This window comes from Thiothrix nivea DSM 5205, from assembly GCF_000260135.1.
Taxonomy (GTDB): domain Bacteria; phylum Pseudomonadota; class Gammaproteobacteria; order Thiotrichales; family Thiotrichaceae; genus Thiothrix; species Thiothrix nivea.
Genome location: NZ_JH651384.1, coordinates 74,036 through 92,640 on the forward strand (window position 1 = coordinate 74,036; position 18,605 = coordinate 92,640).

Sequence of the window (18,605 nt, forward strand, 5' to 3'; positions counted from 1 at the left end):
TAGTTCAAATAACTTTGATGGTTGCAGGGGTGCATCCCGTTACCTGTTTACAAGCCCCCTTTCACGATGTAGTTGGCGGCATTGTTGCCATTGAGCGGATGCAGGATCACGTTACCAATCAGGTTGTTGATGTCATTGCCCGGGCCGCTGAACAGGGTCTTGCCATCCATGTTCAGGTCGGTTGGTAAATAACCATGCAGGGCATAGTTGGTATGGGCTGCGGGGTTTTCATTGCTGGTCAGGATAGCGCTCAGCATGACGGTGGTGTCATTGCCTGGGCCGCTGGTGGTCAGGGTGTTGCTGGCGTTGATGTCGCCCACCCACAGCAGCGCCGTGCTGCCGGTAATATAACGCGCATCCGTCCCCTTGGTTGCGGTCGTGGTCAGGCTGAAATCGACCAGCGTTGCCGCGCTGCCTAGGCTGACCGGGCTGGCGGTGATGACCCCGAGGTGGTTGCGGTGTCGCAGGCTGACGTAGTAATTGCCCGCCGGGATGCCGCCAAAGCTCAGGATGCTGGAACCGGTTTGCGGATCCACCAGATCGCCGTCGCCCTGGATGGCCACGGCCCGTGAGCTGACAACCGTGGCGGAGCTGGAACGCAGTTCCACCAGTATCCAGTCGACCATGGCGTCGTTGCCGGTCGCTTCCCTGACCGGTATGCCTAGCGTTTCCGCGCCTGCATGGTTGAACGGCGCGGTGGAATACGGTTGCGCATCCGGCAACAGGCCGAGTGTATTGAGTTTCGCCGCCATCATGCCGCTGCTGCTGTCGTAAGCGCCTTGCAGCAACGCGCGTGCTTGCAGTTTCACCCCGTCATCCACCGCCCGGTTAAGGACGGTAATGTTGAAGGTCTTTTCCGTTTCCAGCCCGCCATGATCCGTAACCGTCACGCTGACTTCGTAAACGTTGTCCTGGTTCTGGTCGGTGGGGGCGTCATGGTCAGGAACGGCCTTGAAGTTGAGCACGCCGGTCTGGTTGTCGAGCGTGAATTGGTGCTGGTCTGCGCCGCCACTGAGGGAATAGGCCAGACCGTCGCCCTCGACATCGCCCGCATCCTGATCCTGGCTGTTGATGTCCAGTGCCAGTTTGGAACCATCTTCCTCCACACTGACCGCCGCGCTGCTGGTAATGAGCGGTGCTTCATTGACATCCATGACCCCCATGCTCAGGGTGCGGACGTATTTCTGGCCATTGCTGTCGGTTGCGGTGATTTCGAGGTCGTAAACGTTATCCTTGCCCTGATCCAGCGGCACTTCAAAGTTGCCGGGCGCTGGCAGGCCACCGGGGATGACCGCGCGGGCCTGTGCAGGCGCATTTTTGATGATCACGTTTTTGACGAACTGTAGCTGGCTGCAATCCACCGTACCATTGACGGGTGGGGCAATGGTGAACATGTTGCCATCCACGCCGCCACTGATGGCGTAGGTAATCGGGTTGCCGCTGCTGTCCCTGGCTTTCAGGTAAGTGATGACCGCTGCGTTTTCATCAATCATCAGGTTGGGCAGGGCTGCACCGGGGTTGCTGAGCAGGTCGGTGCAAACCAGCGCAGTGTTGTTGGTGGCCGCGCCGGAAAATTCCGAGGTGCTGCCATAGGTGGCCGCGCCGGTTTTCCGGGTAACGGTGACGGTGATGAATTCAGCGCTGGAAACTGCCTGATTGGCATTGAAACTGCCCTTGAAGTTAAGCGCGCCCGTACCTGGATGACTGAAATCCTTGCCACCGAGGAAGGTTTGCCCCTCACCGTTGCCGCTGGGGTCTTTGCTGGTACTTTTGAAAAATTCAATCCGGTAATCACCTGCTGGCACATCCAGGATGAAGTCATGGGTAATGATTTTGGAACCGTTCGCGCCAAATGACGCGGCCTGCACATCCGGGTAATTGAGCAGGTCGTTGGCACCGCTGTCATTGTCGCCAACATCATTGGCGGTTACGCCGAATGCATTGTCAGACCCGTCGACCAGATTGATGCCCAGGCGGCCATTGTCATGGATGCTGTTGCCCAGGATGGCGTTACCAGCCGTGCCGCCCTGCACATTGACACCATCGCCGCTGAATTGGGTGATTGCCAGGCTGCGGATTTGGCTGCCAGAGCTACCAGCGACGAGTGTCAGGCCATTGCCCGCGCCTCCCTTGCCGTTCAACTCAATCACGGGTACACCAGTGGCGCTGTTGAACGTGGCCTGCTTGCTGCCGTCCAGCACCAGCGGTTTACTGATGTCTTGCAACGTGCTGGCAAGCGTGATTTTCCAGGCACCGCCGCTGTAATTCGGGTCGTTGGCTGGCAGCATCAGGATGGCGTTTTCCTTGCCTGCCACCCGCCCGGACTGGGTCAGGGAAGCATCACCAGCCAGCAGGTTGGCGTTCAGCAGGAACTGGCGCAACGAGCCTTGCCCATCGTTATTGGTATTGACGATGGTGTCGAAGTTGAAACCAAAACTGACGCCGGAAATATCACTGCCCGTGACACTGACCGGTTGCACCGACTGCGCCTGCGTATTGCCGGGGAAGGTGAAATTACTGGTGTTCAGTTTCAGGTTGGTGGTATTGGCGGCGGCATCAGCGACGGCAGGTTTGTGCCCACCGATTTCATTGCTTGTCGCGCTTGCGCCATTGCTCCGGTAAGTTTGCACAGGCAGTTCCGAGCCGTCAGAGCCGCTGCGGCTGGAGGATACGGAATCGTTTACCACCCGGATAAAGTAATTGCCGTCGGGCAATTCGCCAAAGGTATAAGTACCACCAGCGCCAGTGGTGGTATAGCGCAGGTATTGCCCCGATGCGTTGTAAAGCTCAACCCGCGCGCCGCTTACACCCACGGTTCCGGCGGTACCGAAGGGGCGGCCAGCATCGCCGCCGTAATTGACATCTTCAAAGATAACGCCGCTGACATCGCTGGTGCTGACCTGCGTGTCGCATTCCAGCGCGCCGAAATGTTTGAATGATGCTGCATCGGCATAGATGAAAATACTGCGGGCGCTGGAGCCGTTGTCATCCACCACCAGTCCCTTGGTGCGGAAACTGGTGATATTGCTGTATACCGCGCCTGCCGCGTAAGCCGGGTCAACGGCGCTTGGGTCGTCGATGCCCCTGGCTGATGGGGGTAGGGTATAGCGGATGCTGCCACCCATGTCCACGGCTTGCAGCTTGCTGCCAGCGCCACTGAAGGTGGCGGCAGTGCTGAAATATTCAATGCCGTCGGAATACGGCTCACCCGCCGAGCCATCCAGGTCAAAACTCATCAGCACCAGATCGACCGGGCTGATCGCGGTGGATGTGCCGGTGTTGACCAGATTGACGGTCATGTCGAAATATTTGTCGGCTTGCGCGCCGCGTAACTTGCCGCCGAGATCACCTTCCAGCCAGCGTTCCAGCAGATCGGCTTGCAAGGCATTCAGCGTCACCAGGGCGTCCACGCCGCTGGTGACGCTGCTGAAACGGTAAACAGAGCCGGGTTGCTTGGCCGTTCCTGAAACCAGGGTTGCCGTGCCGGAGAAATCCAGCTCCAGCGGGTTATCAACGGTTTGGCCGCAAATTTGTGTTGGGAACAACGGGTCAAAACCAAAATCCTGGCCGGTGGTTGTGTCGCCTGCCGTCACGGTAACGCCTGCCAGCGGGTTGGGCGTGCCAATGGTTTTGCCACCGAGATCAGTATCCGCCGTATCCACGCTGATCCGGTAAGTCAGTGCCGGGTCAACATTGCTGAAGCTGTACTGACCATCCGCCGCTGTGCTGACGGTGGCAACGACTGCCCCGCTGGCCTGGTTAAGCAGGTTGACTGTTACCGCCCCGATGCCGGGTTCCGCCCCAGCGTCGTAGCTATCATCGCCGTTGTTATCAGTGTAGATTGTGCCGCTGATTGCCCCTGTCGTCGCTTTGAGGGTAAAAGCTTTGTAGGTGACGGAACAGTTGTTTGGCGCATCCATCTCCGTTGGGCGGGCAAAAACAGTACGGACTGTATTGGTAGGCGTAACACCAATTACATCGAAAATCTGTGCGCCAGTCTGTGTCTCATCATAGAAGGTGATATTGTCAGCAATACTGTTACCGTCAAATGGCCCTTGATTACGGGTATCGCCGGAAAAGATCATCCTGCCACCACCCGTGAAAGTGCTGTTATTGATGAAGTTTCCACCAGCAATTTTGGCGTTTGAGCCGTTGTGGAATGCCTGGTTGTTTTGCCACGAGCCACCCGGTGTTCCTGCGGCTGTTGTAATCAGGATAGTGCCCTCATTATCCATCAATGGGCTATTGTTGTTGAACCCATCATAAGAAACCAGGGTGCAATAGTTGGAAACATCCGAATTGGCATTGATATTCATGAATTTCTTGGCATAGACACGTCCATAGTTGTCAAACTTGCCATCCGGGTTGAAATTGCCCTCCAGTTCCAGCCGGTGGTTGTTGGTCAGGGTGGTGCCGTTTTGGGTGTTGAAATCCTGCTGTGCCACCACCAGACCGTCATTGATGAAGGTGGAGTTGTTACCCAACTGGAAACTGTTGGCCATGTTCATGGTGGCGTTGGTGCGGTTGCGGAAAGTGGTCGCGCCATTGGTATTCAGGCCGCCGACGAAGCTGAGCGTCCCGTAGTTGTCGATGACTGTGCCGCTGTTGTAGGAAAAGGTTTGCAGGCTGGCCGTACCGTAGTTGGTCAAGGTTCCGGCGGCATTGTTGAGGTTGCCGGGTGCGAAGCTTGCGCCGGTTTCCACGCAAATGCTTGCGCCAGTACCGAATTCAACTGTACCCGTATACGTACCGCTGGCAATTTTGAGCGACTGCCCCGCATTCAAGGTGTAATTGTTCCCTGTTCCGGTATCGGTGTGGGAGTAACTGCCGGTACAACTGCTTGCCCATACCTGCCCACTCAGGTTGTACAGCAAGACGAGTGTCAACAGGAAATACTGACCGGATACCGGTTGGAGGCTTTTCATGATGTCATACACTAATTTTGGTTATTATTTGATGATAAATATTTTTATTATCTCAGGGTAAGTATAACAGCATAATAAGCTGATTCAATTATCATTGGTCTTTTGTTAAATCACTGCCCACTTGCACGCACGCCTTTATCCCGCTAGATTGCACGGCAGATTACAGGAGGCCCCATGAGCGATACCGTCACCATTTACCACAACCCGCGTTGTTCCAAATCACGCCAGACACTGGAACTATTGGAAGGCGAGGGCATTTCCCCCAGCGTTATCAAATATCTGGAAACTCCGCCGGATGCCGCGACCCTGGACAGGCTGCTCGACATGCTCGGCCTCCAGCCCCGCGACCTGATGCGCAGGAAAGAAACTGAATACAGCGAACTCAAGCTGGATAACCCGGCATTGACCCGCGCCCAACTGATCCAGGCCATGGTGGAACACCCGCGCCTGATCGAACGCCCCATCGTGGTCAAGGGCGGCAAGGCCGCTTTGGGCCGTCCACCGGAACAGGTGCTCGACATCCTATGAAAACTGTCCTGATCCTGTACTACAGCCGCCACGGTTCGGTGGCGAAGATGGCGCAACAGATCGCCCGCGGCGTGGAAAGCGTCCCCGACAGCACGGCCATGCTGCGTACTGTGCCGGAAGTTTCTGAAGTTTGTGAAGCCGTGGCTGACAGCATCCCCGACAGCGGAGCGCCCTATGTCACGCTGGACGACCTGAAAACCTGCGATGCGCTGGCGCTGGGTAGCCCGGGGCGTTTCGGCAACATGGCCGCGCCGCTGAAATATTTTCTGGAAAAGACCAGCAGCCTGTGGCTTTCCGGCACGCTGACCGGCAAACCTGCTGGGGTATTCACCTCCACCTCCAGTCTGCACGGCGGGCAGGAAAGCACCCTGCTGTCGATGATGCTGCCGCTGCTGCACCACGGCATGGTCATTTCCGGCCTGCCTTATGCAGAAGCCGACCTGATCAGCACCCAAAGCGGCGGTACACCCTACGGCCCTTCGCATGTGTCCGGCAGCGACAGCTCCCGCCCGCTGACCGATGAAGAAAAACGCCTGTGCAATGCACTCGGCAAACGTCTGGCCCAACTGGCGCATAAACTATGAAACTGTTACTGCTGTGGCGCACGCTGTCCGTTGGCGGCCTGCTCGGCCTGATCCTGCTGGTGATCCTGTGGAACGGGTGGCTGACCCCGATCCAGCACATGCCACGCTGGCTGGAGTTGCTGATCCTGCTTGCCCCCCTGCTGTATCTGGTGCGCGGCATCCTGCACGGGCGCATTTCCACCAGTGTCCACGCTATCCTGATTTCTTTACCCTATGCCACCCTTGGCGTCTGGTATGCGGTCAGCCCGCCTGAACAGCTTTACGGCTACCTAATGTTGGCCTTGAGTGTTGCGCTTTATCTTGGCAGTTTCATGAGCGTCAAGCTTGTGGGGAAAAAAGCCGTGCAGGAGTCAGCTCCATGATGCGCATAGGTCACGGCTATGACGTACATGCTTTCACTGAAGGCGACCATATCGTGCTGGGAGGCGTCAGTATTCCCCACACCCACGCCTTCAAGGCGCACTCTGATGGCGACGTGTTGCTGCACGCCATTTGCGACGCGCTGCTTGGTGCGCTGGCGCTGGGGGACATTGGCCAGCATTTTCCCGATACTGCCGCCGAATATGAAAACATCGACAGCCGCATCCTGTTGCGCCATGTTTATGGTTTGGTGAAAGCCAGGGGGTATGCCATCAACAACCTTGACAGCACCATCATTGCGCAAGCCCCGAAAATGTTGCCGCACATCCCGGCCATGCGCGCCCACATCGCCGCCGACCTTGAATGTGCAGTAGAACAGGTAAACGTCAAAGCCACCACCACCGAAAAACTGGGGTTTACTGGCCGCAAGGAAGGCCTTGCCGCCCACGCCGTTGTATTATTGGGAGTAAATCATGACTGAAAAACTCACTGACGAAGCCCTTGCCAGCATTCTGGAAGGCTTGCCCGGCTGGGTGCTGCGCGAAAACAAGCTGCACCGTGTCCTCAATTTTGTCGACTTCGTGGAAGCTTTTGGTTTCATGTCCCAGGTCGCCCTGATCGCCGAACGCATGAACCACCATCCCGAATGGTGCAATGTTTACAAAACCGTTGCTATCAGCCTCACCACCCACGATGCCGGTGGTATTACGCAAAAAGATATTGAGTTGGCCCAATCTGTGAACAGGTTGGCAGGTTATCCTGCCTGAGTCAGATGAGCCAGTGCGTCACCGGCAACCTCACGGACTTCACTGTCTTCATCCGTTTCATGGCAGGTTTGCAGAAACATGATGGCGCTTTGATCAGCGCTAAGCCCCAGGTAATGGCAGGCATCTGCCCGTATGCGCGCGTCCGGATGTCCTGCCAGTTTACCCAGTTTTGGCACCTGCTGGCGCAATAATGCCGTACCGGCCAAATCCTCCATCACCACCCCAATCCCGATCCGGGTACTCAAAGCCGTGCGGGGATCCCCCAACAGTTTCAGCAACACCTGCATGGTAGCCGGTTCCCGCTGTATCCGTTCCGTTACCTCTGCCGCCCGCCCTGTCGATAGCTGCGCATTGAAACGAATATCCGTTTCGTGCTCCTCCAGCATCCAGCGAGGAAAAGTACGCCAGTTGTTGTCTGTCATGCCCACACCTGTGTTTTGCTGATTTTCGTCATATCCCAGTTTGCTATCGCCCAGTCCCAGAATGCCGTCAAGTTGGCGAATGCGCCCATCTCCGGGCAAGGTTGCCCGAGAAAGCGCAGGCTGGCAACCAGCCGCTGCAAGCGGTCTGTGGTACGGATAGCCGGAGCAAGATTCTGCTTGCTGAGTTTCTGCCCGGAAGCGTTCAGCACCAGCGGCACATGCACGTAATCAGGCCGGGGAAACCCTAGCAGTTGCTGCAACCAGATTTGCCGGGGCGTATTGTCCAGCAGGTCAGCGCCCCGCACCACCTGGTTTACCCCCTGGAAAGCGTCATCCACCACGACTGCAAGCTGGTAGGCAAACAAACCGTCTGCCCGCAGGATCACGAAATCGCCCAGTTCACTTTCCAGTCGCTGGCAATATTCGCCCTGAATCCTGTCTGTAAAACAGATGGGTTCGTCATGGGTGCGCAAACGGATGGCGTGTTGGCTGGAATGGTTTGGTGCAAGTTTGCCGCGACAGGTTCCCGGATAGACCGTCCCGAACGCGCCCATATGGCCATGTGCCTGTATGTCTTTACGCGAACAGGTGCAGGGGTAGGTATGCCCGTGCAAACTGGCAAGCGCCTCGTGATAGGCGTCCAGCCGCTGGCTTTGGTAGAGGATATCCCCATCCCACCCGAAACCGTAAGCGGTAAGGGTATGGATGATGCTATCAGCAGCACCCGACTGCTCGCGCGGTTTGTCGATGTCTTCGATGCGGAGCAGCCATTTTCCCCCGGCTTGCCGTGCCGCCAGATAACTGGCGGTAGCCGCAACCAGCGAACCGAAATGCAGGGGGCCGGTAGGGGAGGGTGCAAATCTGCCAATAACAGGCAAGGTCTTCAGGAGCCGGTTCAGACAGCCATCTGCTTTTCCTTGATTTCCTGGGTAGTTTTGCAGTCAATGCAGAGTTCGGCGGTGGGGCGGACTTCCAGACGTTGCAGGCCGATTTCAATCCCGCAGGCATCACAATAACCATAGTCATCTTCATCCAGACGGGCGATGGTTTTTTCAATCTTGCGGATCAGCTTGCGTTCACGGTCGCGGGCGCGCAGTTCCAGGGCGAATTCTTCTTCCTGGGTGGCGCGGTCGGCGGGGTCAGAAAAGTTGGTCGCGTCTTCCTTCATGTGGTCAACCGTGCGGTCAACTTCTTCCATCAAGGATTTTTTCCAGGCGACCAGGATATTGCGGAAATGCTCAAGCTGCTTTTCGTTCATATACTCTTCACCCGGCTCCGGGATGTAAGGTTCGATGCCTTCAACAGGCAGGGCAGCTTTTCTTTTCAGATAGGCGACGTTGTCAGTTGCCATTTTTCTCTCCAACAAGTTAAGTGGCGGTGGCCAGATTATTTGTTAATGACATATTGTCTTTTTTCATGCATGACCAATAATTCGCGCGGCGCATTATAACGGAATTGAACCGGATGAACATGATTTTTCTCGACTATTTATGCATCAACCTGTAAATCCATGGTATTTCCCCTGTTTTGTTCACATAAAGCGGAACTGAAAACGGACAGCCTCCTCACCTGGGTCTGAAATATTCAGCAGTAATTCCTGGGGGATTCCAACCGGTATCAATTGCCCTTCATGGTCAGGGATGTATTCGTCCGGCTGGAAGCGGCGCAGGGCGAGGACTTCATTCTGCTTGTTCAGGAAACTGATTTCGATCAGGGGATAAGTCTGCGGAAAACCGGCATCATTCTGGATGGAAGCGCTGATCGTCAGCACATCGGGGGTATTCGGGTGGGAGTAGACATTCCGGCTCAGCAAATGGATTTTATCCACTGCACGGGGAATCCTGATGTCACAGCCAAGAACCAGACATATCTGCCGGGTGGCTGCTGCGGTCATGGGCTGCCGCGCTAGCCAGTTGCGGCTGGAATACAGGAGTTGCAATAGCAACAGCAGAGCCAAAGCGGCAATCCCGACGTACAGGAATAGGTGGGAAGACGATTTCCGCTGAGCCGGGCGTTGGATAGCTTTTTTTTCAGGTAGTGCAGTGCTTGCTTTAGGCTTGCGGGATAAAAAGTGCCAGTCAAAGTCAGGAGGAGATATTTTCGGCTTGAGTCCGGCCTTTTCTGGTTCAGGCAGGGAGGCAGGCGTGGCAACACCCAGCTGGGCAAAACGGCGCTCTTCCGGTAGGGTGGTGCTGAGCATTTTCATCGCATCAAAAATGGCGTCGCATTCACCACAGCGCAACAGACCTTGTGCGGCAGTCAGCTCTTTCATGGTGACGCGAAAAATCGCGTTGCAGTGGTTACACTGGGTATACATGATTCCACGCCATCTAAGTAATCGCTTTATTTTAGTTGTTATGTTTCAGGAATTCACATCCGAAGGTGTAGAAAATAACACCGACTAGCGCTTTTTTACAAAAAATACAGATTAACGGGTGGGCTAGCGGCGAATGCCTGTTACCCTGATCCAGTCTTCTTTTTGGATAATGGTGAAATCAGCCAAGGCAGGCTGATAAGCAGCACGGATGGCGTCGGCCTGTTCCGCCAAAATACCTGACAACACCAGCTGGCCACCGGGGCACAAGGCTGACAGCAGGGTCGGGGCAAGCTCCACCAACGGCCCGGCGAGGATGTTGGCCATGACCAGATCATACGTGCGGGTGGGCAAATCCTCGGGGTAACAAACTGGTAGGAGGGCGGGGTTGATGCCATTGCGTCCGGCATTATCCCGGGTGGCTTGCAAGGCTTGCGGGTCAATATCCGTACCGACTGCCAGTTGTGCTCCCAGCTTGAGGGCGGCAATGGCCAGGATGCCAGAGCCACAGCCGTAATCCAGCGTTTCCTTACCCGTCAGTTCCTGGCCATCCAACCATTCCAGGCACAGGGCAGTCGTTGGGTGGGTGCCAGTGCCGAAAGCAAGGCCAGGGTCGAGCAGCAGTTTCACGCTGCCATCGTCCGGCAATTCGTACCAGCTTGGGTAAATCCACAGGCGCTGGCCGAAGCACATCGGCTGGAAATTATCCATCCACGCGCGTTCCCATGGTTGGTCTTCGACGGTTTCCACAACGGTGGAGGCAATATGCCAGTCAGCCTTACGGGCTTCCAGCATCAACAACAGGTTGCTGAGGTCGGTGTCTTCTTCGTACAGGGCGGTGATGACCAGATTGTCCCACAGGCGCATTTCACCCGGTTTGGGTTCGAGGATGGGGTCATCCTCGGCATCTTGCCAAGTGATGGAAATCGCATCGGCGGCTTCCATCTGTTCCACGATCTCGTCCTGGAAGCGGGAAGTGGTTTGGCAGACCAGTTGTCGCCAGCTCATTTCATACCCAGCATTTTTTCGAGGTAGTGGATGTCAGCACCACCGGTTTGGAACGCGGGGTCTTCCATGATACGGGTTTGCAGTGGGATGTTGGTCTTGATGCCTTCCACCAGCATTTCGCTGAGTGCGCCGTGCATACGGCTGATGGCAGTGGCGCGGTTTTCGCCATGCACGATCAGCTTGCCGATCATGGAGTCGTAGTAAGGTGGCACGCTGTAGTCGGTGTAGATGTGGGAATCCACCCGCACGCCGAGGCCACCCGGCGCATGGTAACGGGTGATCTTGCCCGGTGATGGAGCGAATGTCCTGGGGTCTTCCGCATTGATGCGGCATTCGATGGCGTGGCCGTGGGGCGTGATGTCTTCCTGTTTGATCTCCAGTTTTTCACCGGCAGCAATCAACAGTTGCTGTTTGACCAGATCCACGCCGGTGATCAGTTCGGTGACTGGGTGTTCCACCTGCAAGCGGGTGTTCATCTCGATGAAATAGAACTCGCCGTCTTCAAACAGGAACTCAAACGTACCCGCGCCACGGTAGCCGATGCGTCGGCAGGCTTCCGTGACCTGCTCGCCGATGCGGGCACGTTGTTCAGGCGTGATGCCGGGGGCAGGGGCTTCTTCCACCACTTTCTGGTTGCGGCGCTGCATGGAGCAGTCGCGTTCACACAGGTGGATAGCGTTACCGTGGGAATCGGCCAGCACTTGCAACTCGATGTGGCGTGGATGCTGGAGGAATTTTTCCATGAACACTACGTCATTGCCGAAAGCGGTTTTGGCTTCCGCGCGGGTCATGGCGACTGCACCAACCAGCTCGTCCGGGGCGTTGACGACGCGCATCCCGCGTCCACCGCCGCCGCCAGTGGCTTTGACGATCAGTGGGTAGCCGATGCGGGAACCCATTTTGAGGATTTCCTCCGGCTCATCTGGCGTGCCGCCTTCGGAGCCGGGTACACACGGTACGCCTGCGGCAATCATGGCTTCCTTGGCGCAGATCTTGTCACCCATCAGGCGGATGGTTTCCGCGCGAGGGCCAATGAAGATGAAGCCGCTGGATTCCACCCGTTCGGCAAAGTCGGCGTTCTCCGACAGGAAGCCGTAGCCGGGGTGGATAGCGTCAGCGCCAGTCACTTCCGCCGCGCTGATAATGGCGGGGATGTTCAGGTAGCTGTCGATGGAGCGTGGCGGGCCGATACAGACGGACTCATCCGCCAGCCGCACGTGTTTCAGGTCACGGTCAGCAGTGGAATGGACGGCTACAGTCTTGATGCCGAGTTCACGGCAGGCACGCAAAATGCGCAGGGCGATTTCACCCCGGTTTGCGATCAGTACTTTTTTTAACATGTTTTCACCTCAAAGGTGTTTTACCCAATCACAAACTTTATTCAATGATGAACAGCGGCTGGCCAAATTCGACCGGTTGCTCGTTTTCAACCAGGATTGCCTTGACCGCGCCAGCCTTGTCGGACTGGATTTGGTTAAGCATTTTCATCGCTTCAATGATGCACAAGGTATCGCCAACCTTGACGCTTTGGCCAACTTCGACGAAAGGCTTGGCAGTGGGTGAGGAAGCGCGGTAGAAGGTTCCCACCATGGGGGATTCGACTGTGTGCCCGGTGGGTGCGGCGGCGGGCGTTGCTGCCGGGGCATCTGCAACGGGAGCCAGGGCGGCTGGTGCGGCAAGCTGGGCTGGCGGCGCGTAAAACTGTTGGGGCGCAACGGCCATGCCGGAATTGATACGGCTGATACGGACAGAATCCTCGCCTTCCTTGATTTCGATTTCTGCGACATCGCTGCCTTCTAGCAAGCTGATCAATTTTTGTATTTTACGGACGTCCATCATGGGTTAATGCTCTGTCGTGTTTGTTGAGTTTCTGTATAGCGGCATACAGTGCGAGTTCATAGCCCAGTGCACCCAGCCCCAGGATAACGCCGTCGGCAATATCGGAAAGGTAGGAATGATGGCGGAAAGCTTCCCGCCGGTACACATTGGACAAATGTATTTCGATAAATGGGATGGCAACCCCCAGTAGGGCGTCGCGCACGGCAATACTGGTATGGGTATAGGCACCGGGGTTGATGAGGATAAAATCCACCTGTTCATCCATGGCCTGGTGGATGCGGTCAACCAGCGCGCCTTCTGAATTGCTTTGGAAACAGAGCAGGTTGTGCTGCTGCTGGTTCGCCAGGTTGGTCAGGCGGGCTTCGATTTCCGTCAGGGTCAGGCTGCCGTAGTGGCCTGGCTCACGCTTTCCCAGCAGGTTCAGGTTTGGCCCATTGAGTAGCAGCATGGTTGCCATTAAAGTCCGCCTTTCTGTTCTGAAATACCCATAAAAGGACGGCATTCTACACCGAACTGCGGCGATATGCAGCAATTCGGTGTGAAAATTGGAGATATGCAAAGCTGAGGGGATACCCTTGGTTAGCGCCCCTTGAACAGAGAACCGAGGATGCCGCGCACGATCTGGGTACCAATCCTGCGCCCTGCGCTGGAGGTGGCGGCACGGACTGCGTTCTTGACCATGGTTTCGCCGATATTGCCGAGGAAGTTGTCCTCCTGGCGTGCGTTGCCAGCGGATTTGGCAGCGCGGCGGGCGGCTTTTTCCTCTTCCTGTTGTGCTTTCAGTGCCGCTGCTTCGGTTGCAGCCGCTTCGGCACGTTTTTGCAACAGTTCGTAGGCGGATTCACGGTCAATGGTGGTGTCGTAACGCCCCGTGAACGGGCTGGAGCGCAATAGGCCAGCACGTTCCGCGTCGGCCAGTGGCCCCATGCGTGATTGCGGCGGGCGGATCAGGGTGCGTTGCACGACACTGGGGATACCTTTGTCTTCCAGCACCGACACCAGTGCTTCGCCCACACCCATCTGCATGATGGTTTCGGCGGTATCCAGGTTCGGGTTCTGGCGGAAAGTTTCTGCTGCGGTGCGCACGGCTTTCTGGTCACGCGGGGTGAAGGCGCGCAGGGCGTGCTGGATACGGTTGCCCAACTGGCCGAGTACCGATTCCGGCACATCCAGCGGGTTCTGGGTGATGAAATAGATACCCACACCTTTGGATCGGATCAGTTTGACTACCTGTTCCACCTTGTCGACCAGCGCTTTGGGGGCGTCATCGAACAACAGGTGGGCTTCATCGAAGAAAAACACCAGGCGCGGTTTGTCGAGGTCACCGACTTCCGGCAAGTCTTCAAACAGTTCCGCCAGCAGCCACAGCAGGAAAGTGGCGTACAGGCGCGGGGTATTGATCAGCCGGTCGGCGGCGAGGATGTTGACATGCCCATAGCCGCCCGCACCGGTGCGCATGAAATCCCACAAGTCCAGTGCCGGTTCGCCAAAGAACTGGTCTGCACCTTGTTGTTCCAACACCAGCAGGGCGCGCTGGATGGCGCCGATGGAGGCGGAACTGACATTGCCGTAGGTGTTGCTGAATTGCTTGCTGTTTTCCCCCAGGAACTGGAGCATGGCACGTAAATCTTTCAAATCCAGCAGTAACATGCCCTGATCATCAGCCACCTTGAAGGCAATGTTGAGCACACCTTCCTGGGTGTTGTTCAAATCCAGCAGGCGAGCCAGCAGCAGCGGCCCCATGTCGGACATGGTGGCACGTACCGGGTGGCCACGTTCGCCGGACAAATCCCAGATGACGGTCGGGCAGCCCTCGAACCTGAAATCATCAATGCCGATTGTCTGTACGCGCTCGTCAATTTTGGGGTGAGGGTTACCGGCTGCGGCAATGCCGGTCAGGTCGCCCTTGATGTCAGCCATGAAGACGGGGACGCCAATACGCGAAAAGCCTTCCGCCAGCACTTGCAGGGAAATGGTCTTGCCGGTGCCGGTAGCACCTGCAATCAGGCCGTGGCGGTTGGCGAAACGCGGATTCAGGTAGATGTTGTCTTCACCCTTGCCGATCAGGATTCCGCTCTGTGCTGACATGAATGACTCCTTTGGTTCTAGTATTTTTAGGCAGTTAAGAGTGTAGCAGGAAACCGGCCCCGTTCTCTATCGGAGGTGCAATTTTCGCAGGGTTTCCAGCGTGATGGCTCCGGCGGCAAGCTGGTTATTCTCCTGGTAGCGGGTGAGGGCAGCGCGGGTTTTTGGCCCCAGCACGCCGTCTGGCGTGCCCTGATAGTAACCTTGTTGCTGCAGGTGGCCCTGAAGTTGCAGGATGGTGTCGTGGCTGACGCTGGTTTCACACAGCGCGGGCATTTGCACGATGCGTTCCGGGCGGGTTTGCTTGTGGCTGGGGATGGCCTGGGTTTTGGCCGGAAGCTGGGTGGTGACGACCTTGGAGGGCTGTTCCACACGCGCCAGTTTGACGGTGGTGTAAACGGCGGGCATTTCCTTGCGCACGACCTTGGCGGGTTCCACCAGCACTTTGCGGATCACCGTTTCGGTGCGGGCAGGAATGATTTTCTTAATGGTGCGGGCAGGGGTGTCAATGACTTCACGGGTCACTTCCGTGTATTCCGCCGGTACTGCCAGCAGGCAGTAGGGGGGAACCTGTTGTCCGGTATCTGACTGCACTTGTGGGCAGGCGGGGTTCCAGCGCTGGGTGGCTTCCTTCACCTTGATGCGTTTGGTTTCGGTGCGGTAGGTGGGGGGCAGGGTTTCGATTTCGACCCGTTCACGCTCGACCTCGATGGTTTCGGTGACCTCTTTGAAAACGGCGGGGATAATGCTGTATTCCACGTAGGCATCCGCTATTTTTACCTTGCGTCCGCCGTAGCCCATTTGTACCGGGGTGGTCGAATAGGCCGCGCCTGCTTCAAACACCGTGACGTTTTCGCTGCTGGTTTGATAGCTGGCCGGAGCCAGTACCTGTGCCTGGCAGATAATGTCTTCCTGGGCTTTAGCGCTGGCAGCAGGTAGGGTTGTCAAGGTGGCAACCAGTAGGATGGCGGGTTTGATAGGGGTGTGTGGAAGTGGTCGTAAAAATTTCATGGCATGTTCTGGTGGACTGCAATTCGGGTTAAATTTCAGGTGGGGATTCTAAACAAAAACAACGTAAAAAACCTGATGTGCTAGTATTTTTCTTTTTCTGATTGCCAGACATTACCCATGCAAGTCCGCGCCGAACAGATCGAAGACCATCTCCAGCGTTCCCTCGCCCCGGTTTACCTGGTGGCGGGTGATGAGCCGTTGCAGGTGATGGAAACCGCTGATGCCATCCGCAAAGCTGCGCTGAGCCAGGGTTTCAGCGAGCGCGACGTGCTCAATGTTGACGCCCAGTTTAACTGGAATATTCTGTACGATGCGGCAGGCGCGCTTTCCCTGTTTGCCGACCGCAAACTGCTGGATGTGCGTATGGCGAGCTGCAAGGCTGGGCAGTCTGGCGTCAAGGCATTGGCGCATTATCTGGACTGCCTGCCCAGTGATAAAATTCTGTTGCTCCAGACCGGCAGGCTGGATAAAGCCTGTAAAAGTAATGCCTGGGTAAAGAAAGTTGAACAGTTGGGCGTGCTGGTGCAAGTGTGGGATCTTTCACCCGCGCAAACCCTGGCCTGGATCGCGCGGCGGATGCGCCAGACAGGCTTGCAGCCCGACAACGAAGCGGTGCGCTACCTGACCGAGAGGGTGGAAGGTAACCTGCTGGCAGCGGTGCAGGAAATCGGCAAGCTGGCCTTACTGTTCGGCAGCCAGCCGCTTACGGCCAGCGACATCATGACCGTGGTGGCCGACAGTTCCCGCTTCAGCGTGTTTGATCTGGCCGATGCTATCCTGGCGCAGGATGCCCGCCGTATCTGCCATATCATGCGGGTGTTGCAGGAAGAGGATACGGCAGCCCCGCTGCTGGTGTGGGCGCTTTCCGACCTGTTGCGCCAGTTGTATGCAGGCCGTGAAAACATCCGCAGCAACCTTTCCATCCAGCCCTTGCTGATGCGGATGCCGAAACCGCGTCAGGCGCTGTTCCAGAATGCCCTGCGGCGGATGATGGCGGCAGATTGGCCGCAGTTGTTTGCCCATGCTGCGCGGCTAGACCGGCATAGCAAGGGGGTGGGGCAGGATGCTTCACGCCATCCGCAGCGGCTGTGGGATGAAATGCTGGATTTGGCGCTGGCGTTGGCTGGGCAGCGGATGACTACTCCACCTTGATGCCATGGCTGGCATACCAGCTGCGGTCGATTTCCCACTGTATATCTTGGATGCCGGGTTGTTCCTTGGCTAATTTCCCCGCCTTTTCCTGTACGTGCGCCAGTTCCTTTTGCGCGGCGATCATTGCCGGGCTGTCAGGGTTGCTGGTATCCAGGCCGGGTTTGGCGATATTGAAGAAATGCAGCACCGATACCTGTGCAGAGCGCGGGCTACTGAGGGTGGCAATGCCGTTTTCCACTTTTATGGCCCGGAACGGGTAAGGGTAAGCCTGTAGCTCAGTATCGGCCTTCAACATCCCATTCAGCTGGTTGAGGGTAGGATCCTGCTTGAGGAACCACAGCAGGGCAAGGCCAAGGAACAGGGCGAGAACAATCAGGAATTGCTGTTTGTTGGACATGGTAAATATACCTTCAACAGGAAGCTTGCTTTACGGTAGAAGATAGATTAGCATTTAATTATATTCTAAATCAAAAAATATATAATATAGTGATGAACCAATATGACTGTGGTAGCGACTTATAGGCCGTCTTTCGTAAGGGGAAGGTATAGCCAACACGAGTGAAAGGTATTGGCTATACCCTCCTAGCGGTTGGGCGTCCTTCGGGGCGCCCTTTTTTATGTGCGTTTCCCGCTGAGATTGACTGCCAGATCAATCGCTTCCCGTAAACTGCCTGTTTCCGCCTTGCCTGTCCCTGCCAGCTCCAGCGCCGTGCCGTGATCCACTGATGTGCGGATAACCGGCAAGCCCAGCGTAATATTGATCGCTTTGCCGAAACCGGCGTGTTTGAGCACCGGCAGCCCCTGGTCGTGGTACATGGCCAGTACCGCATCAGCGCCTTGCAGGTTGCGGGGCGTGAACAGGGTATCGGCGGGCAGGGGGCCGGTCAGGTGCATCCCTTGCTGTTGCAGGCGCTGTAGTGTGGGGATGATAACATCCAGTTCCTCTGTTCCCAGATGCCCGCCTTCGCCAGCGTGGGGGTTGAGGCCGCATACCAGGATATGGGGTTCGGGGATGGCAAATTTTGCCTGCAAGTCATGGCGCAGGATATTCAGCACCTGGGTCAGCAGTGCCTGCGTGATCAGGGAACTGACCCTGCTGAGCGGCACATGCGTGGTTGCGAGCGCTACCCGCAGTTTGTCAGCGGCCAGCATCATCACCGGCAGGGGCGTACCGGTCAGTTCGGCCAGGAATTCGGTGTGGCCGGTGAAGGGTATGCCCGCTTCATTGATAATGCCTTTGTGCAACGGCGCTGTTACCATGGCGGCAAACTCACCGCTCAGGCAACCTGCTGTTGCCCGCCGCAGGGTTTGCAGGACGTACCCGGCATTGGCAGGGTTGAGGACGCCCGCTTCAACCGGTTCAGCGCACGCAATCGGCAGGATGAAGCATTCCCCGGCTGCACAGGGCGTTTGCGGCTCTTCCGGGGAATAGGGGCGCAAGCGGACGTTGATGCCCAGTTGCCGGGCGCGTTCCTGCATGACGGCGGGGTCGGCAATGATCACCAGGTCGGTGGGCCATTGCTGTTGCTGCAACAACATCAGGATGATGTCGGGGCCTATCCCGGCGGGTTCCCCGACGGTGATGGCGAGGCGTGGGCGCTGTGCCATGG

Annotated in this window: 19 protein-coding genes; 6 read left to right on the forward strand and 13 right to left on the reverse strand. The window is 56.8% G+C overall.

Features of this window, described 5'->3' with window-relative positions:
- Positions 1-47: 47 nt before the first annotated feature.
- Positions 48-4,925 carry a beta strand repeat-containing protein gene (locus THINI_RS00635; protein ID WP_002706715.1) on the reverse strand — a complete coding sequence of 1,626 codons (4,878 nt, stop codon included), beginning with the start codon at positions 4,923-4,925 and terminating at the stop codon, positions 48-50.
- Between the two features lie 174 nt (positions 4,926-5,099).
- On the opposite strand from THINI_RS00635, the gene arsC reads away from it, so the two are divergent.
- From arsC to THINI_RS00660, 5 genes are read left to right on the forward strand one after another with little or no spacing between them, the layout of a single operon-like run.
- Positions 5,100-5,453 carry an arsenate reductase (glutaredoxin) gene (gene arsC, locus THINI_RS00640; protein ID WP_002706717.1) on the forward strand — a complete coding sequence of 118 codons (354 nt, stop codon included), beginning with the start codon at positions 5,100-5,102 and terminating at the stop codon, positions 5,451-5,453.
- Positions 5,450-6,037: an NAD(P)H:quinone oxidoreductase gene (wrbA, locus tag THINI_RS00645; protein ID WP_002706720.1), complete on the forward strand. Its 588-nt coding sequence runs from the start codon at positions 5,450-5,452 to the stop codon at positions 6,035-6,037. The genes arsC and wrbA overlap by 4 nt, the downstream gene beginning before the upstream one ends.
- Positions 6,034-6,399 (forward strand): DUF2069 domain-containing protein, encoded by a 366-nt coding sequence (locus tag THINI_RS00650; protein WP_002706722.1) that lies wholly within the window; start codon positions 6,034-6,036, stop codon positions 6,397-6,399. The genes wrbA and THINI_RS00650 overlap by 4 nt, the downstream gene beginning before the upstream one ends.
- Positions 6,399-6,878 carry a 2-C-methyl-D-erythritol 2,4-cyclodiphosphate synthase gene (gene ispF / locus THINI_RS00655; RefSeq protein ID WP_040839780.1) on the forward strand — a complete coding sequence of 160 codons (480 nt, stop codon included), beginning with the start codon at positions 6,399-6,401 and terminating at the stop codon, positions 6,876-6,878. Before THINI_RS00650 ends, ispF begins: the two co-directional genes overlap by 1 nt.
- The gene (locus THINI_RS00660) at positions 6,871-7,164 is read left to right on the forward strand and encodes a 4a-hydroxytetrahydrobiopterin dehydratase (RefSeq protein ID WP_002706727.1); all 294 of its coding nucleotides are present in this window, start codon (positions 6,871-6,873) and stop codon (positions 7,162-7,164) included. The genes ispF and THINI_RS00660 overlap by 8 nt, the downstream gene beginning before the upstream one ends.
- On the opposite strand, the gene THINI_RS00665 is transcribed toward THINI_RS00660, so the two are convergent.
- From THINI_RS00665 to THINI_RS00710, 10 genes are all read right to left on the reverse strand, one after another.
- A complete protein-coding gene (locus THINI_RS00665) occupies positions 7,152-7,586 on the reverse strand; it encodes a HEAT repeat domain-containing protein (protein WP_002706728.1) in 435 nt (144 codons plus the stop codon). The genes THINI_RS00660 and THINI_RS00665 overlap by 13 nt on opposite strands.
- A complete protein-coding gene (gene gluQRS, locus THINI_RS00670; protein WP_002706730.1) occupies positions 7,583-8,464 on the reverse strand; it encodes a tRNA glutamyl-Q(34) synthetase GluQRS in 882 nt (293 codons plus the stop codon). The genes THINI_RS00665 and gluQRS overlap by 4 nt, the downstream gene beginning before the upstream one ends.
- Positions 8,465-8,481: 17 nt before the next feature.
- Positions 8,482-8,937, reverse strand: coding sequence for an RNA polymerase-binding protein DksA (dksA, locus tag THINI_RS00675; protein ID WP_002706732.1), 456 nt, complete (start codon positions 8,935-8,937; stop codon positions 8,482-8,484).
- 180 nt (positions 8,938-9,117) lie between these two features.
- Positions 9,118-9,903 carry a zinc-ribbon and DUF3426 domain-containing protein gene (locus THINI_RS00680; protein WP_002706735.1) on the reverse strand — a complete coding sequence of 262 codons (786 nt, stop codon included), beginning with the start codon at positions 9,901-9,903 and terminating at the stop codon, positions 9,118-9,120.
- A 123-nt stretch (positions 9,904-10,026) separates the two neighbouring features.
- On the reverse strand, positions 10,027-10,908 hold the full coding sequence (gene prmA / locus THINI_RS00685; protein ID WP_002706738.1) for a 50S ribosomal protein L11 methyltransferase: 882 nt from the start codon (positions 10,906-10,908) through the stop codon (positions 10,027-10,029).
- A complete protein-coding gene (gene accC / locus THINI_RS00690) occupies positions 10,905-12,248 on the reverse strand; it encodes an acetyl-CoA carboxylase biotin carboxylase subunit (RefSeq protein WP_002706740.1) in 1,344 nt (447 codons plus the stop codon). Before accC ends, prmA begins: the two co-directional genes overlap by 4 nt.
- 37 nt (positions 12,249-12,285) lie before the next feature.
- Entirely contained in the window at positions 12,286-12,747 is a 462-nt protein-coding gene (accB, locus tag THINI_RS00695; protein ID WP_002706742.1) for an acetyl-CoA carboxylase biotin carboxyl carrier protein, read from the reverse strand.
- Positions 12,731-13,204, reverse strand: coding sequence for a type II 3-dehydroquinate dehydratase (gene aroQ / locus THINI_RS00700; RefSeq protein WP_002706744.1), 474 nt, complete (start codon positions 13,202-13,204; stop codon positions 12,731-12,733). Before aroQ ends, accB begins: the two co-directional genes overlap by 17 nt.
- Positions 13,205-13,326: 122 nt before the next feature.
- The gene (locus THINI_RS00705) at positions 13,327-14,835 is read right to left on the reverse strand and encodes a helicase HerA-like domain-containing protein (protein WP_002706746.1); all 1,509 of its coding nucleotides are present in this window, start codon (positions 14,833-14,835) and stop codon (positions 13,327-13,329) included.
- A 66-nt stretch (positions 14,836-14,901) separates the two neighbouring features.
- Positions 14,902-15,843 carry a peptidoglycan-binding domain-containing protein gene (locus tag THINI_RS00710; RefSeq protein ID WP_002706754.1) on the reverse strand — a complete coding sequence of 314 codons (942 nt, stop codon included), beginning with the start codon at positions 15,841-15,843 and terminating at the stop codon, positions 14,902-14,904.
- A 117-nt stretch (positions 15,844-15,960) separates the two neighbouring features.
- Between THINI_RS00710 and holA the strand changes: the two genes are divergently transcribed.
- Positions 15,961-16,995 (forward strand): DNA polymerase III subunit delta, encoded by a 1,035-nt coding sequence (gene holA, locus THINI_RS00715; protein WP_002706756.1) that lies wholly within the window; start codon positions 15,961-15,963, stop codon positions 16,993-16,995.
- On the opposite strand, the gene THINI_RS00720 is transcribed toward holA, so the two are convergent.
- Both THINI_RS00720 and pdxA read right to left on the reverse strand, forming a co-directional pair.
- Entirely contained in the window at positions 16,982-17,392 is a 411-nt protein-coding gene (locus tag THINI_RS00720; protein ID WP_002706758.1) for a hypothetical protein, read from the reverse strand. The two genes, holA and THINI_RS00720, sit on opposite strands and share 14 nt — an antisense overlap.
- Positions 17,393-17,610: 218 nt before the next feature.
- Positions 17,611-18,603, reverse strand: coding sequence for a 4-hydroxythreonine-4-phosphate dehydrogenase PdxA (pdxA, locus tag THINI_RS00725; protein WP_002706760.1), 993 nt, complete (start codon positions 18,601-18,603; stop codon positions 17,611-17,613).
- Positions 18,604-18,605: the final 2 nt, after the last annotated feature.